At 37.6% G+C, this 15,080-nt stretch carries 15 protein-coding genes, 3 pseudogenes and 1 riboswitch; of the genes and pseudogenes, 7 read left to right on the top strand and 11 right to left on the bottom strand.

All coding sequences use genetic code 11. The annotated features are described in order from the left end of the window. Positions 1-250 precede the first annotated feature (250 nt). The 5 genes from crcB to QUF73_20685 form a co-directional block, all read right to left on the bottom strand. Positions 251-619 carry a fluoride efflux transporter CrcB gene (crcB, locus tag QUF73_20705; protein ID MDM5228545.1) on the bottom strand — a complete coding sequence of 123 codons (369 nt, stop codon included), beginning with the start codon at positions 617-619 and terminating at the stop codon, positions 251-253. Further along, positions 616-1,023, bottom strand: coding sequence for a CrcB family protein (locus QUF73_20700; protein ID MDM5228544.1), 408 nt, complete (start codon positions 1,021-1,023; stop codon positions 616-618). Before QUF73_20700 ends, crcB begins: the two co-directional genes overlap by 4 nt. A 310-nt stretch (positions 1,024-1,333) precedes the next feature. Continuing rightward, a riboswitch (Fluoride riboswitch) is annotated at positions 1,334-1,393 on the bottom strand. Positions 1,394-1,452: 59 nt separating this feature from the next. After that, on the bottom strand, positions 1,453-1,890 hold the full coding sequence (locus QUF73_20695; protein MDM5228543.1) for a hypothetical protein: 438 nt from the start codon (positions 1,888-1,890) through the stop codon (positions 1,453-1,455). Between the two features lie 47 nt (positions 1,891-1,937). Then, the gene (locus tag QUF73_20690) at positions 1,938-2,090 is read right to left on the bottom strand and encodes an anti-repressor SinI family protein (GenBank protein MDM5228542.1); all 153 of its coding nucleotides are present in this window, start codon (positions 2,088-2,090) and stop codon (positions 1,938-1,940) included. A gap of 44 nt (positions 2,091-2,134) precedes the next feature. Further along, positions 2,135-2,740 (bottom strand): TetR/AcrR family transcriptional regulator, encoded by a 606-nt coding sequence (locus QUF73_20685; GenBank protein MDM5228541.1) that lies wholly within the window; start codon positions 2,738-2,740, stop codon positions 2,135-2,137. A 663-nt stretch (positions 2,741-3,403) separates the two neighbouring features. Here QUF73_20685 and QUF73_20680 point away from each other — a divergent pair. Next, positions 3,404-4,607 (top strand): annotated as a pseudogene (locus QUF73_20680) (IS110 family transposase). Positions 4,608-5,038: 431 nt separating this feature from the next. Here the strand turns inward: QUF73_20680 and QUF73_20675 are convergent. The 6 genes and pseudogenes from QUF73_20675 to QUF73_20650 form a co-directional block, all read right to left on the bottom strand. Next, a complete protein-coding gene (locus tag QUF73_20675; GenBank protein ID MDM5228540.1) occupies positions 5,039-5,707 on the bottom strand; it encodes a DNA alkylation repair protein in 669 nt (222 codons plus the stop codon). 370 nt (positions 5,708-6,077) lie between these two features. Further along, positions 6,078-6,602, bottom strand: a complete 525-nt coding sequence (locus tag QUF73_20670; protein MDM5228539.1) for an N-acetyltransferase — start codon at positions 6,600-6,602, stop codon at positions 6,078-6,080. 263 nt (positions 6,603-6,865) lie between these two features. Continuing rightward, positions 6,866-7,024, bottom strand: a complete 159-nt coding sequence (locus QUF73_20665; protein ID MDM5228538.1) for a hypothetical protein — start codon at positions 7,022-7,024, stop codon at positions 6,866-6,868. A gap of 742 nt (positions 7,025-7,766) precedes the next feature. Then, on the bottom strand, positions 7,767-8,252 hold the full coding sequence (locus QUF73_20660) for a DinB family protein (protein ID MDM5228537.1): 486 nt from the start codon (positions 8,250-8,252) through the stop codon (positions 7,767-7,769). A 504-nt stretch (positions 8,253-8,756) separates the two neighbouring features. Beyond that, a pseudogene (locus tag QUF73_20655) lies at positions 8,757-10,030 on the bottom strand (IS110 family transposase). 133 nt (positions 10,031-10,163) lie between these two features. Further along, positions 10,164-10,631 carry a hypothetical protein gene (locus QUF73_20650; GenBank protein ID MDM5228536.1) on the bottom strand — a complete coding sequence of 156 codons (468 nt, stop codon included), beginning with the start codon at positions 10,629-10,631 and terminating at the stop codon, positions 10,164-10,166. Between the two features lie 368 nt (positions 10,632-10,999). Here QUF73_20650 and QUF73_20645 point away from each other — a divergent pair, with 368 nt between their 5' ends. From QUF73_20645 to QUF73_20620, 6 genes and pseudogenes are all read left to right on the top strand, one after another. Next, positions 11,000-11,314, top strand: coding sequence for a metalloregulator ArsR/SmtB family transcription factor (locus QUF73_20645; protein MDM5228535.1), 315 nt, complete (start codon positions 11,000-11,002; stop codon positions 11,312-11,314). Positions 11,315-11,396: 82 nt separating this feature from the next. Continuing rightward, entirely contained in the window at positions 11,397-11,825 is a 429-nt protein-coding gene (locus tag QUF73_20640; GenBank protein ID MDM5228534.1) for a DMT family transporter, read from the top strand. A gap of 11 nt (positions 11,826-11,836) precedes the next feature. Then, positions 11,837-12,310 (top strand): DMT family transporter, encoded by a 474-nt coding sequence (locus tag QUF73_20635; GenBank protein MDM5228533.1) that lies wholly within the window; start codon positions 11,837-11,839, stop codon positions 12,308-12,310. A 398-nt stretch (positions 12,311-12,708) separates the two neighbouring features. Further along, the gene (locus QUF73_20630; GenBank protein MDM5228532.1) at positions 12,709-13,257 is read left to right on the top strand and encodes a hypothetical protein; all 549 of its coding nucleotides are present in this window, start codon (positions 12,709-12,711) and stop codon (positions 13,255-13,257) included. Positions 13,258-13,306: 49 nt separating this feature from the next. Next, complete coding sequence (locus QUF73_20625) at positions 13,307-13,945, top strand: isochorismatase family cysteine hydrolase (protein MDM5228531.1); 639 nt, start codon at positions 13,307-13,309, stop codon at positions 13,943-13,945. A 315-nt stretch (positions 13,946-14,260) separates the two neighbouring features. Further along, positions 14,261-14,937, top strand: a pseudogene (locus QUF73_20620) (IS110 family transposase). Positions 14,938-15,080 lie beyond the last annotated feature (143 nt).

Here is a 15,080-nt window from a genome sequence, read left to right as displayed (position 1 = left end):
AAAGTCATTTGGCGCTTTTCTGCTCAGTCTTAATAATAGTGTAAATACATATTTAGTGAAAAGCTTCCGGAAAATGAGAAACAGCAGGAAAATCCCAATTATAATCCCAGATCCACCAATATATCTTCTTTCATGTAAGTTTCCCAGAACATATAAATAACCTCCTTGATGCTATTTGTTATCATAACATAATTCTATAAGACAGGTTATCATACGATACTCCCTTAAAACGTATTGGAAAAACCTTTCTTCATCCGAGGTGCATTCCCAGCTCAATACCCATAAAAGCGAGAAGTATCCCTCCGCCATAGCTCAATACATTATAAAGAATGAGCTCTTTTTTCCTTTTATCCATATGGAGCTGTATTGCTTCCAGCTTAAATGTAGAAAAAGTGGTGAATGCCCCCATGAATCCTGTGCCAAGCAGCATAAAAAGACTGCCTCCTATTCCTGAGCCTACCATGATTCCAAGAAGAAAAGAACCAATTAGGTTAATAACAAGCGTGGCAGCAGGGAACCTCGACACAATTCTTTTATTTATAACCTGACTGACCCACAGCCTAGATATTGCTCCAAAGAAACCGCCTATCCCCACCAGAAGAACATGAAACGTACTCATCCAGATTCTTCTCCTTTCCTAACCTGAAATCCCAATCGGCTCATCCATAATCCGCCAAAAAGGCTGGCTGCAACATACAAAACGGCCAGACCTGTCTTTCCATTGAGAAAGAGTGCTGCCGTTTCAACGCTTAATGTTGAAAAAGTGGTAAAAGATCCAATAAAACCCGTTCCCAGTGCCGTTTTTATATGTGCTGGCAAAGAAAAACGCACCATCAGCCCCGTCGTTAGCCAAGCCAGAAGAAAACTTCCCAGCAGATTAACCGTCAAAGTAGCAAATGGAAAAACGGCACTCTCATGAAAGAGAAAAACACCAATACTGTACCGTAAAGAGGCACCCAAAAATCCTGCAGCCCCAACCCATAAGTAAACCATCTTCATCCCTCCATTTCTTAGTTTTCCCATAAGAAAAGTGCAAGCGCCTTACCCCCCCCGAAAAGCACAAGACGAGCCTCACGGAAAGGCGTTCTTTGCCTTTTTGGGAGGATTGCCCGAAATGTGGAGGCGACTGCCCAGGGACGACAAGCATAAGACTAGCCCTGCAAGAAGGTGTTCTTTCCTTCTGAAAGGGATTGGCTTATGTCTCGAGTCCCTAGGAGCCGCAACTAGACAAGTTTGTGACCTCGAGGGGGTAGGCGCTGGAGCTAGACAGTAATCGACGTTCATAACTTATATTTTCTTATTTTACATAAAAAGACTCCTGCCAGTTACCACATAACTGACAGGAGTCATTAGCCATAAGGCGGTTAAAGGTGAACCCATCACCTAATAAGACGTATCTTTACTAACACTTTAAAACATTTGAACAAGGATTAAAAGACCTTTATTCATAGCTCAATAAGTATTCCCCTTTTTTATAAAAAACGCTGAAAGAAGCAGTCCATATAACAGATGGCCTAAAAGCCAAAAAACTATGGCAGATATAGATGTAAGTTCAGGGGTTCGATCAGATAATGCAGTCGTTGGATAAAGCAGGACTCCTATGGAAAAGGTTATTAATAAAGTACGGCCGATGATTTGGAACCTGTTCCAGCGGTATTTCCTTATTATTAATAATAAGCTGACTGCTAAAACAGCAGAAATAATCAGATGAAATACAAATTCAATCAATTCGGGAAAATGATAGTCTTTCAAAACAGGGAAGTAATCCACATTTAAAAGCAATGTATACACCTTTATTCCAGAGGATAACTCAATCATTTTCAGGAATAAGCCCAGAAAAATTCCGGATGCCAGTCCCGTAAAAGCCCCCTTTGCCAAAAGCCTCAGCATATTTTCATCCTATCCTTCCCCTTGATTGCATACTGAAAAGAATATCACTATTTATTCTGTTCCGTGATCTGGCCTATCTTAAGCCCAGTCTTGGACTGTCTGATAAAGTCATGTATTTCCTCAATTGTTAACCCCAGCTTTTTTGCTGTCATAATCAGCTCTAACCATTCTTTATCAATTTTCCCCTCACAGGTTTCCATTCCCTTTCCACTCTCCCGTAAAGATTCTGTTCCCTCAGAAGTCTTCATTGAGTGCTGCTTTTATTAATCATTCCATATAGGAATAAATGGGCAATTTCTTTTGCTAAATCTTCTGGAGTTTTTAATCCATTGAATAATTTGGTTAATGTCACGCGTTCCATAATCCCTGTCAGACTTTCAGCGACAGTCCCCATATCAATATCTTCCCTGAAGTATCCTGCTTGCTGTTCTGACAAGAGGTTGTCTTCAATTTGACCAGCTAGTATTTCTTTGGTTTCCTCGGCATCCAGGGCCATGAAAAAACCGATGCGGGTCAAATTTTGGTTTTCCAAAAAAAATTTAAAAATAGCTGTGAGGCCTGACGTTATTCGTTCAGGCAATGCAGGTAAATCAATGCCTGATTCCAAACGGCTATTGGATGTAAGTTCGGAAAGCCGGTCACGAAACAGATCGACCAGTTCTTGAAATATAGCGTCCTTGCTTTCAAAGTACAGGTAAAACGAAGGCTGTGTCAGACCTGCCCTTTGCACAATCCCACTTATTTTTGTATGAAAATAGCCCTTTTGCGCAAATTCCTCCGCGGCAATTTCAAGAAGCAATGCACGGCTCTGCTCCCCGCTGGCCCCTTTTTTCCGTCCTCTGTGTCCCATAAACAACAGCTCCGTCTGCATATATTACTCACAAGTATTATCCACTATCATCACTGGGAAAGTCAAACAATTATCTGAATTTTTTATTAATAGACGAAAAATTTATGTAATTACCAAAAAGGGAACATATATTCTTATTTTACACTGGGGGATGTGAAATGGAAAGTTACCGGAAGTACAATTTTAAAGGAAAAATAGAAAACTTTTTTTGAGGAAGAACGTTTAATAAAAGACTGTGACTTAAACCATATTATTGCCTGGCCATGGGCCACTTGGGTTTAATGATGTTTTTTACAACAATGTTCCAAATAGCATAACCAAATATTAATCCTAAAAAAAAAAACATTTAAAATCTAAAAACTTTAGGAAATTATATGGGTTACTATAGAAAACAAACGCACCCTATAGCCATCCATTAAGCGCAAAAATCAGCGCTTCACCACAAAGAATGAAAATATATTATATCCGTCGATACTGTTTCTAAGGCTGGGAGAGGAAGGTCGATAAACTATGGTGCCATAGAGCCCATCCTATAGTCTGACTCCAACGAACACGGTGCGCCACAAACTGTCGCTCCCTTACGGGAAGCACTCATGGTAGATTAATCCTAATTCTGATTGTTGCACCAGCCTCCAATTTTCAAGCCTAGAAAGGAAGATTTCAATGGATGTAATCATTGAAAGAGCATGTGGTATGGATGTTCATAAAGATAATATCACTTCGTGTATTATGACACCTGATGGAAAGGAGATTCAAACGTTTCCTACTAAAACAGTTTTTCTACTCACGTTAATCGACTGGATTAACGAACATGGCTGTACTCATGTCGCAATGGAAAGCACGAGTGTTTATTGGAAACCTATTGTTAACCTACTAAAATCTGAAGGGAATGAGTTTCTAGTTGTAAACGCCCAACACATGAAGGCACTCCCCGGTCGTAAGACCGACGTTAAGGATGCCGAATGGATTGCCCAACTTCTTCGCCATGGTTTACTCAAAGCGAGTTTCATTCCAAACCGTATTCAAAGAGAGCTACGGGAACTTGTCCGTTATCGCCGCAGTATTATCAAGGAACGTGCAAGATAACATAATAGGATTCATAAAGTTTTAGAAGGAGCCAACATCAAACTAGGTTCTGTCGTTTCTGATATTATGGGGGTTTTCCTCGAAGGATATGCTTCGGGCTATCGCTGATGGCGAGGATGATCCTGAGAAACTAGCAAACTTCGCTCGTCGTACAATGAAAAAGAAGAAAGAAGAACTTGAATTAGCACTTCAGGGGTATGTTAACCCAAATCAACGCTTAATGCTCAAAACGATTTTAACTCACATTGATTTCCTAACTGAGCAAATTGAAATGTTAGATCAAGAGATAGCCAAACGAGTTAGCTCTTATGAAGAAGATATTGAAAGACTGGATTCGATTCCAGGAATCGCCAAAAGAATGGCTGAACAAATCCTGGCTGAAATCGGTACTGATGTTAAAAATCAATTTCCTACTGCGGCACATCTTTGTTCATGGGCAGCTCTCGTACCCGGGCATAATGAAAGTGCTGGGAAAAGAAAATCAACTAGATCTAAAAAAGGAAATAAATATTTAAGATCAGCATTAACTAAAGCAGCTCAATCAGTGAGAGGCTCTAAAAACTATCTTGGTGCATTGTATCGACGAACAGCAGGACGTAAAGGCAACAAAAGAGCAGCTATTGTAGCTGCTCTTGCGATTTTGCGGATCGCATATTACCTGTTAACTAGAAAAGAAATGTATGTAGACTTAGGTGAAGACTACTTTGATAAACAAAGACAGGTTTCTATTGTACGCCATTCAGTTCTAAGACTAGAAAACTTAGGCTTACGGTTACAATAACAGAAGCTTCCTAATCCATTAAACAAGTATATAAGCACCCAAGATCAAGACGCTCCTCCCCTTTTTAAAAAGTTGAATGAGCTGCGTCTATTTAAGTGTTGCCATTTTTCTGATTTCACAGAAGGGAATTTTCATGGTAGTTGAAGAAGGACGATTACCAATTTTATGGCTATCGTCCTTTTTTATTTCCTAGCTGAACAGTATCCTTGTACTGCGCAGCTGGAAAGTTGTTCTTCTTAAAGATAAGCGCCCTACAGATCAAAAAGAGATAGTGGGTAAATCCTTTACATCTTCCTTGCATATTTCACTAACTAGCTGCCATAACGCGTTGTTTTCTTTATTTTTCGGTCCAAGCCTATTACAATTTTCATATTGAGGCTTTGAATTCCTTTATTTTTTGCATTAAACCCTAATAAATTTTTCAGAGCTAACTAATTATTATGTCGTTTGTTAATTTCAATCGTAATGAACTCCGGCAAATAGCTCGGAGTACATCCTTTTGCTACTATTTCATCTTTGTAAAGACCCGTTTTCTCACCAAGTTTAATACAACGTGCACGATTCTTTTCATCATAAACGCCTATCCAGCCTGCGGTGAAATTCATAGCCCATTGAACTTCCGGTTCTTCCTGCGTAATATTAGCTTCTAATGCAGATAGCAAGTCTGCGGTGTTATCAGGCGGTGTTTGTCCAGTCCATCTCAATCGCCCTTGATAATACCAGAAAGCTCGCCTTTGAAGAGCAGAAGGACTGTTTCCCCATGACTCCATCAATGCAATTTTCTTCTTGTCTTTGGTGAGCTGATTAGCCATTAACCAATCCATTAAGTTATTTCGCTCATCAAAAGTGTGAGTCTGCATATCCTTATCAAGCTTATTTAGCACATCTTGTGAAAGAAGTTTTTTGTCCATAATTAGGATTGCTAATAGTCTGGGCAAAAACTCTTCGGTTGACCAAAATTCCATAGCTAGTTCGTGATCTTTTTTAATGCCCTTCGCGATTTTTCGTAAGTCGCCTAGCTTAGTTTTACTATTGATCTGAGGTAGAATGTTTTCTGCTTTTGAAGAGCGTTTTATTTCTGTATCTTTTTTTTCATCCATTTTATACAACTCCTTTATTAAAGCACTGTTTCATAATATGTCCTTGACGGGATATATCAAGAACTTAATTTCGTTATAAGTCTTATTACAGTGGTGTGCCTCCAAAGTTTACCTTTTTTAATATTGTTGCATATATCGTATTAAAGCTTTCTCCGCCTATAATAGAAGAGCAACCATCTTTAATATAATAATTACATTTACTTCCTTTTAATTGGATACGAAAAGAGCATTCCTTTTTAAAGAAACGCACCCTATTGTTTAAGTACAATGTTTCACAAACTTAGTGTTATTACTGAAATGTTGCCCCCTTGTTTTCAATAAGTCTTGATGAAAAAATTGTTTATCCTGCCTTGGATTACTAAAAGAGGGATTAAACATGTTTGTACATAAGAATGTCATCTACATAATAGTTCTCATTAAACTTAATTTCTTTAATTTTACGCCCTTCCTCAACAAATCCCATACTTTTATAAAGCTCAATAGCTCGTTGATTTGTAGATAAAACACCTAAACCTACTTTCTCAATCAAGTGGTTTTGTTCCGCCCAGTTTAACAGTTCTTGAATCAGAAGTTTTCCAATGCCTTGGCCACGATATTCTTTCTTGACCATTGCAGTAAAAGAACCAGTATGAGAAAGTCTTTTGGTATTTTTGGAGCGAAAGACAATAAAACCAACTAATTTCCCTTTGGTTTCAGCAACGATTAACGTTTCCCGTTTATTCTCTAAGATTTTGTGGATCCAGCTCTTTATTTGCTCCGATGTTTCTTCAAACTCTTCAATTACCGAGACCATAAATTCGCTTTCTGAAAGAACTTCCCTTTCAATTTCTAACACGGCTTCTGCATCTTTAATATTTACTGTTCTCAAGGAAACATCAATATTACGTTCCTGCATCAATATTACCCCTCTTCATTAATATCTTTATAATTTCTACAAATAGGCAGTAGATACCTTGTTTCACTAACCTGCCCCTTTTGTTTAATAAGAAAAGGCCGCCAAATTTGGCTGCCGTATCTTCAATTAATGCACCCGTTAGTTGAATAAGAAAAAAGAGCTGCCGATTCCTATTGGATCTTCAACTCACAACCTTCCCCTTATTGAACAATGAACGGGCGATGCTTTATTAAAACATCGCCTCCTACTATTGTTCCATTGCATTATTCATCATCACATTGTACCAGCCCTTTTTCCAACTCTAAATAATGAACCAATTCAATTTTATACTTATTATCAACTTCCTGTATTTCCCAATAACCAGAATCGTATTTAAATAATACTTTATAGGCCTTACCATAATACCAGACCAAATTTTCCATCCTGGTTCCTCCAACCTTATTTACTAATAATTATTAAGAATTACCCCAATCTAAGAATATTTACTCATTAAATATTTACTGATGCAGTTATTTAATATGCTGTGTACTATTAGATCAATATGTAAGGTGGAGAAGAGGATTTTTTTGATCTGTAAGAAGTTATAAACGAACAAATAGACCAATTTCTTATCAGTTTCCTACTCAGCTATTCAAAATATAAAGATCAAATGCTCCATATGCAAAGAGAAATGGTTGAACATTATCTTCCCAATTATTCCAGAAAGTGAAACTGTCTCGGTTTTACCTCTAATTGGCTCAATTGACTCCTTTAGGATTAAATTAATTGAAGAGAAAGTGTTAAACGAGATAGCTAACACACAATATTCCAAAATCTAGTTATAACCCTATCAGGTGTATCCATGATGGGGTGCAAAGCTATCCAAACTGGGCTTCGACCTGATCTTGTAAGAAAATTGGTACATGGAGGGAGTCTCTTTGAAAATGATGCAGAAACAAGAGGGACTCTTAAAGAGACATAAAAAATATCTTTAATAGCAAGAAAAAGACCGTTTCACCGGTCTTTTTCTCTTATTGTGACATTATTCAACCAGTCACATTTGTTTAACAACAAAATACCACCTTATTTTGCAGCTTGTTAAACGTTATATCCTTCTTGTTGAACTAACCTGCCCCTTTAGTACAATAAGAAAAAAGCTGCTGCCTCTGCAAACCCCTTAATGAATTATTTTGTCGGATGAGAGGAAATTCCCCTCCCGATAAGGTTTGCAGAAACAGGTTTCCTTCCCAATTCTCTTGCCCAAATTGATAATTGTCCTATATGGTGAATTTCGTGAGCAATGGCATGGCGCATAACTTCCCCCCAAGTATCTGTTACAATTCTTCCATCAGGCAGAGTATCGTAAAATAATTGATTTTCCATACTGGCATCCCAGTTGTTCACAAAATTCTCTACTTCTAAGTGAAATTCTGCGTCCAATTTTCGAACCTTGTCCAAGCTGTTATAATAATCAAAACTCTCCTGAAAGTCCGCTTTCCCCTGTAATAGACGTATCCAGCTCCACTCGACATCAACAATATGGAAAAGTGTATGTAAAATACTGCCCATTCCACCTGTTCGGTTTTGCAAAAGCTCTTCCTCACTTAAATCTTCACACCAGTTATACCAGTCTTTTCGTATCATCCAGTTATATTTAAAAAGTGTTTGCAATAAAACCCCTCCGCAATAAGAAATATATTAACCTTAAAACATACTTTAGGAATATAAAAAAACTTTACTTACTATTACTACTTCTTCAGTCATAGTTTAAATTCCTTGTTCAACTCCCTCAGTTTAATACGGTTTACTCACGAATGCTCGCTTATTCGCAGGATTTCATCCTCCATGGATATATATTTCTAAATTGAAAAGAGTAGATTCTGGACAGTTAAATAGAGGAGTAGGATTATACTCCAAATTCTACCATATGATGTACTTCTCCACGCCAGCCCTTGGAGGCTTTCCCTCCCATGTCTCAACGGGTCAATTGCCCTCTCATTCCTTCGTCATGCCTATCCAAGGGGTGGAGGCCAGTTATGCTAACCTGATGGGTCAGTGCCCTTTTGTTGAACAAACCTGGTACTCCATACATATTTGAAACCCTGCGAATAAGCCAACACTCGATCTTTAAAAATATAAGGGGTAATGATTCTCTTCGAGAAAAAGTGAATTGAACTACGCTGCCAACTCAGTTAACGGCTGGACCTTCTTGGCACAATAAGCTTCGTTTTTTCGCGCTATCCCTACAAAGATCCTAGCTAACTTCCCGATCAGCTTCATTATAGATTTCATTTTTTTCATTTTCTTGACATTAACATTATTCGAGTGGAGGGCTTTAAATTCCGGGTTGTTCATTACCAGACTCATAGTAGCTAAATAGAGGAAACGTCTTAACCTTGATCTTCCACGCTTTGAAATGATAATTTGCCCTTTCCACTTCCCTGAACTGGCTTCGGCTAGATGGAGTCCTGCATGGCGAAGTAAAGAGTTGCCGTGTGAAAAACCACTTAAATCTCCTGCTTCCCCTAAAATACCAGCTAACGAAATTTCACTAATTCCCTTAATCATAAGTAACTTATTCGCGAAAGGAATTATAGGTAGTTCATCCTTGATTGCCAGCTCAACTCTTTCAAGTTGTTGAATCGCAAGGTCATACTCTTCGAGTAATTGTTCAAGATGAAATTTATAAGCTTCTAATGCTTGCCTTGTACCAACTGATTTCCTGGCTACATTGAGGAGTAAATAGGTTTCCTTAATCCAGGCTGTCGCTTCATCAATAACTTCCACCCGGCCACGATCTCTTCAGGCTTCATGGAACCCAGTTCCATCGGAGATGGGAAAAGCCGAAGTGTTGCGATGGCCCCTTTAGCAGTGATGTCTTTAAATACTTACCTAAGCTCGGGGAAGACAATATCCACCCAGCGATTCAATTGATTAATCGAGCTTACAAGCCTCTTAACAATGACATCCCGATTTGATATGAGTACCCTGAGCTTTTCAAACGACTCAGAAGTATTCTTTACAAAGGCATAGTAACCGTTCTTCACCATATCAGCTATTACAAGAGCGTCTTTTTTATCACTCTTTGATTGGGTATTATCACGGTTTTCTTTATTTCTTTTCACCAAATGAGGGTTAACTGTCACTACCTCAATATCTTGTTTCATCAGCCATTTAGAAAGGTTAATCCAATAATGACCGGTAGGTTCCATACCAACTATGGCAGCCTCAAGTTTATGTAATCTTTGAATGCTATTAATCCAGATTAACAGGGACGAAAATCCCTCTTCGTTGTTTGGAAAAGTGATTGGATCTCCTACTACAATCCCACGGAAATTCACTGCTCTGGCTACGTGAAATTGTTGTGCAATATCCACACCAACCACAAGATGTTTATCAGTAATTCTTTCTATTAGTTGATTTTGTTTGTCCTGCATTTTAAACTTCATAGTAAGGGTTCCTCCTAAGTTTGAGTTAGAGTCGTGTCTTACTCATATCTTACTGAGGAGCCCTATTTTTTTCAAAGCTCAAAAATAACGATCTACAGGAATGCTAACCTGCCCCGTAGCTAAAGAAGAAAAATTACTTTACTTCTATGGCAAATGCGTAATTAGCATCTCCATTAGATATGTTCTCTTTCTTTTCATCCATCCACCATGCTCCATATGAATAGTAATAAATCCCTTTTTGTGTAGGTGCTGAGAAATGATTGTTACTTACATTAACTTCCGATTCTTCATTGCTGCTTATTTGAAGAACATGAATTTCATTTGGTTTTGGTTCATATTCCATAATAAAAGTTACACTTTCACCAGGACTTACTTCAATTGGTTCACTACCTTCCAATAGCTCGATTGGTCCAGCTTTGTCCACACATTCGGCTTGAGCTTTCGACGACCAGCAATAAGTTCCAAGTATAGTTTCGAATCTCTCGTTATCCACCTCTATAAAGGCTTTAGGTGGACTAGGCTTTTCTTGGGTCACACCATTATTTGTACACCCAGTATTAATTAAACCCAAGAGAGCTATAATAAGGTAACTTTTCTTCATGATTATCTCCTCCTAAAAAACAATGCACCAATATCTGAGTAGGAATCTGTTCATCTATTTAGACGAGGTTCGTTATGTATTGTTGCATCCAAAACTAATGAATAGATAATACGTAAACAAAAAGGGCAATTATCCTTATAAGGATCAATGCCCAATTATCATAAATAGGAGTGTATTTGTTGAACAAACTTGCCCCTTTATACTAAGAAGAAAAAAGAGCTGGCGATCAACACTGGATCTTCAACTCTTGCGCCCGTTTGTTTAAGTACATCTCTTAACATACTTTTCAGTATCAAATCTGAAAAATAGTCAATACTTTGAAATCCCCAAATTGACATATCGAAAAAAATCGATATATAATATAAAACATGGAACCAATCGATGTATTCAAGGCTTTATCAAACGAAACTCGACTTAACATTTTACAGTGGTTGAAGGAACCGGAGAAGCATTTCCCTAAACAAGGCGCTCACCTGCCAAAGGAGGTCAGCTATAAAGGCGGAGTTTGTGTAGGGGATATTCAAGAAAAAGCTAAAGCTTCTCAATCTACAGTTTCACACTACTTAAATATGATGCAAAAAGCTGGTCTGCTCGAATCTGTTCGTTATGGTCAGTGGACTTATTACAGAAGAAACGAAGAGTCGATTCGTAAGTTAGCTGAATATTTTAAAACGGAAATCTGAGTTGCGGATTTCTGTTTTTTCAAAACATCATATCGATTATTCTAGATATATAAATATTAAGATACTTAGGAGGGTTTATTGAATGCGTTACTTCTCGTATTTACTAGCGTTATTTGCAGGGGCAGCACTTAGTTTTGAGGGAGCTATCTACGGTGAACTAGGCAAAACAATAGGACAATTGGAAACCAGTTTTTACAACTTTTTAATGGGATCAATAATCATGGTTCTATTATGGATATTCTTTGGGAAAGGCAGGCTTTCATATGCTGTTGAAGCACCTAAATGGTCGCTACTTGGTGGTGTGTTAGGGGTTGTTTATTTAACATCCATTGTGGTTAGTGTTCCCTTTGTTGGTGTTGGAATCACCATGGTTGCAGTCATTATTGGTCAATTGGTCATGAGTATGATTATTGAACATTATGGTTGGCTAGGCAGCAAAAAAACAAGAATCAATAGAGAGAAAATATTTGCTGTTATGTCAATGATAATAGCTCTTATTTTAGTTAACTAGGAGGTCTAAAAATGGGGATATTAATGATTCTATTTACCTTATTTGGAGGTATCACACTAAGCGCACAATCGTCTATTAATGGTACATTTAGTCGAAAAGCAGGAACAATTGAAACTACACTTTTAACGTTTCTAACCGGGACAATGTTTTTAGCAATTTTTATTCTCTTTTTTGGTAAAGGAAATATTCTTGCGATTCTAGATGCACCTAAATGGCAATTAAGTGCCGCTTTTTTAGGCACAATGTACTTACTTCTTACCGTTATGGCGGTACCAAGAATTGGTGTCATAGCAACAAATATCGCTGGAATCGCTGGTCAGCTTGTAATCGGTGTCCTAATTGATCATTTTGGCTGGTTTAATAGTTTAGTAATCGCTTTAGATATTGAACGTGCCTTCGCATTACTATTTATGTTTATTGCCCTTTATTTTATCTATAAAGGAAATAAACGCTCAAGCGAAGAATCCCAAACACAAAATATTTAATTAAACTAAACTCAATGCACACTAAACTTAATTTTCAAAAAAACGTTGTTCCCTGCAATAAAAGCTGATTTTCCTAATTAGGAATATCAGCTTTTTCTAATGCTTTGTGAAATATTACACTTAAACTAACCTGCCCGTTTAGTTAAATAAGAAAAAAAGGTGCCGATAGAGCAGCTGTTCTTGAACAAAAGCACCCTCTTGTTTAAGTACATTTGTTCACAAACTTTCCTTTTACCAACAATAAAAACGCCCTTAGTCACCCCCGTTCAGTTAAAAAATCCCCAAAGAGAATACCGTTATTTCCTATTGCAGTATAGCCTGGATAAAAACCTATTGACTTTTATATTATCAAGATGAGAATATAATCATATAGATAATGTTAGGGAGTGATTATCCAAATGGATATTAGCATTAAGGAAATAATGGACTGCATAGTTAACCCTGTTAAAAGTCAAATCATTCTTTCTATCCAAAAAAAAGGTGAATGTACAGCAAAAGATTTATTATCATCACAAAACGATATCCCACAGGCTACGCTCTATCGCACATTAAATCGTTTGGTGGATAGTGGAATTTTAAAGATTGTTGCAGAAAATAAAGTCCGCGCCGTATCGGAGAAAGTTTACGCATTGAATGAGAGCTTTTTGAATGTCAACCAATCTATCATTGAGCAAAATGATGGTGAAGCATACTTTAAGTTGTTTACGAACTTTATCATTGTATTGATGAAAGAGTTTCAAAATTACGCTGAAAAACCCTCTATAAATATTGTTAAGGATGTGTCAGGTTTCAGCGCAGTACCTATCTATGCAACTGGTGAAGAAATGTTAGAGATCGGAAATAAATTTAAAGAAATAATTGCTCCTTATCAAACAAGAAACACATCGGCCAAGGACCAAAATATGCGTATTCTTGCAACTATTATTACACCCCCAAACGATAAATAAATGTGAGGTGATTGGTATGAAAACAAACAATAAAAGGAGAAATCTTCGTATGTTAATCATTAGTATTATAGGAATATTGGTACTTTGTATAGGGATTATAGCCTTACAGTTGGTATATTTATCGAGTGCCACAAAGGGCGATTCAATCGCCAAATATGATAACCCCAAAAGCGCACTTCTGGTATTAGATATCCAAAATGACACCTTGGGAATATCCGAATACGGCAACACTAAACCGTTAATGGCTAACATCAATACAGCTATCGAATACGCTAATGACGCTAACATGGAGATTATTTACACAAAGCAGGAGTTTACGGAAAACCCTCTGAATTCATTGATTTCTGGTGGTATGTATCAGGCAGATAGTGATGGAGCTGACTTATATAATGAATTATCCGTTCAATCGGATAATATTTTTAGCAAGCTCCGCACTGATGCTTTTTCTGAGGAACATTTTGAAAATCATCTCATAAAAAATAAAATTAATACCCTTTACATTGTTGGCGCAGATGCCAGTTCTTGTGTATACAAGACAGCTTTGGGCGGAATAAACAGGGGTTATCGAATTATTATTCTGGAGGATTCCATATTTTCTGTAAAAAGGGAAATGCTGAATACTATGCTAGAGAAATATCAGACTAAAGGTATCGAGATAACTAATATTAAGGACTTTATTCAAACATAAGCAATCGATTTATGATAGTTCAAGGAGATTCATTTCTATTAACTTAGAAACAGCTGTACTACTCATTTATTGAACAATTGATCTCCTAATGCATAATATAACCTCTAGTCACGTTGGTTGCTAATTGAACTAACCTGCCCCTTCGTATTATAAGGTCAGCCAGATATTTCTGGTTGACCATTTTTTATATGGTTTTATTATAACTGTAGCCGGGGTAGAACGTACCTGCCCGTGGGAGGAGGATCCCGTCAACTAAACTGTTCACCCCCTACTTGCTTAAACATGATTTGGCTGGTTGGGACAGCGATCTCGTATAACAAAGAGGTATTGGGAGTTGAAGAAGACACCCTGGTTAACAGGATTGATGAGCTTTGTAAAAGCCGTTCAAGCAAGTGGGCACGCACTCAGGCAAAGAAGCTTATCGAGGCAGCCTCCAGAGATCCGTTCAAGGAAATATGGTTTCAAAGCCATATCACAAGTCTTGAACTGTATATAAAGATGCTTCTGGAGTACCAAAGGCACCTATCGAAGTTGGAAGCAGAGATAGATGCCTTGGCAAAAGAAATGGAAGAATATCAAATCATCCAATCTATCCCGGGTATCGGAGAAAAGATCGCGGCAACGATCATTTCTGAAATCGGAGAGATTGAACGGTTTAACCACCCTAAAAACTTGTGGCCTTTGCCGGTTTAGATCCCAGCATCTTTGAATCTGGAAGATTCAAAGGAACAGTCAACATGATAACTAAAAGAGGATCAAGCAGGCTTAGGCACGCGTTATATATGGCTGTCAGGTGTGCAATTCGTGATTCCCGTAAAAAGAAAACAACACCTGAAATTATCCCACGCAATAAGAAGCTGCGGGAGTTTTATGATAAGAAACGTGGTGAAGGCAAGCCATACAAGGTAGCCATCATCGCTTGTGCCAATAAGTTGTTACACTGGATTTTTGCACTCTTAAAAAGCAATTCAATTTTCCAAGATATAGCCTAAAATGAAAAGCTAGCTAAATAGATCAAAACCTTCCAAAATTGTCCTGATGGAGGGTTATTTAGCATGCGTACTTTTAGGATACCACACAACAAAAAATCAATTAAATGAAAAATGTCGACAAACTATTAGCTGGTTTAGTTTAA

It is taken from the genome of Cytobacillus sp. NJ13, assembly GCA_030348385.1.
Taxonomy (GTDB): domain Bacteria; phylum Bacillota; class Bacilli; order Bacillales; family Cytobacillaceae; genus Cytobacillus.
This window is presented reverse-complemented; position numbering and strand designations above follow the sequence as displayed.

Bases quoted from the DNA above. Each gene is read 5' to 3' on its own strand.
- QUF73_20685 (MDM5228541.1), bottom strand. From the start codon at position 2,740: ATGGGACACAGAGGACGGAAAAAAGGGGCCAGCGGGGAGCAGAGCCGT.
- QUF73_20695 (MDM5228543.1), bottom strand. From the start codon at position 1,890: ATGCTGAGGCTTTTGGCAAAGGGGGCTTTTACGGGACTGGCATCCGGA.
- QUF73_20690 (MDM5228542.1), bottom strand. From the start codon at position 2,090: ATGGAAACCTGTGAGGGGAAAATTGATAAAGAATGGTTAGAGCTGATT.
- QUF73_20630 (MDM5228532.1), top strand. From the start codon at position 12,709: ATGGATATTAGCATTAAGGAAATAATGGACTGCATAGTTAACCCTGTT.
- QUF73_20625 (MDM5228531.1), top strand. From the start codon at position 13,307: ATGTTAATCATTAGTATTATAGGAATATTGGTACTTTGTATAGGGATT.
- QUF73_20670 (MDM5228539.1), bottom strand. From the start codon at position 6,602: ATGCAGGAACGTAATATTGATGTTTCCTTGAGAACAGTAAATATTAAA.
- QUF73_20700 (MDM5228544.1), bottom strand. From the start codon at position 1,023: ATGGGAAAACTAAGAAATGGAGGGATGAAGATGGTTTACTTATGGGTT.
- QUF73_20650 (MDM5228536.1), bottom strand. From the start codon at position 10,631: ATGAAGAAAAGTTACCTTATTATAGCTCTCTTGGGTTTAATTAATACT.
- crcB (MDM5228545.1), bottom strand. From the start codon at position 619: ATGAGTACGTTTCATGTTCTTCTGGTGGGGATAGGCGGTTTCTTTGGA.
- QUF73_20675 (MDM5228540.1), bottom strand. From the start codon at position 5,707: ATGGATGAAAAAAAAGATACAGAAATAAAACGCTCTTCAAAAGCAGAA.
- QUF73_20645 (MDM5228535.1), top strand. From the start codon at position 11,000: ATGGAACCAATCGATGTATTCAAGGCTTTATCAAACGAAACTCGACTT.
- QUF73_20665 (MDM5228538.1), bottom strand. From the start codon at position 7,024: ATGGAAAATTTGGTCTGGTATTATGGTAAGGCCTATAAAGTATTATTT.
- QUF73_20635 (MDM5228533.1), top strand. From the start codon at position 11,837: ATGGGGATATTAATGATTCTATTTACCTTATTTGGAGGTATCACACTA.
- QUF73_20640 (MDM5228534.1), top strand. From the start codon at position 11,397: ATGCGTTACTTCTCGTATTTACTAGCGTTATTTGCAGGGGCAGCACTT.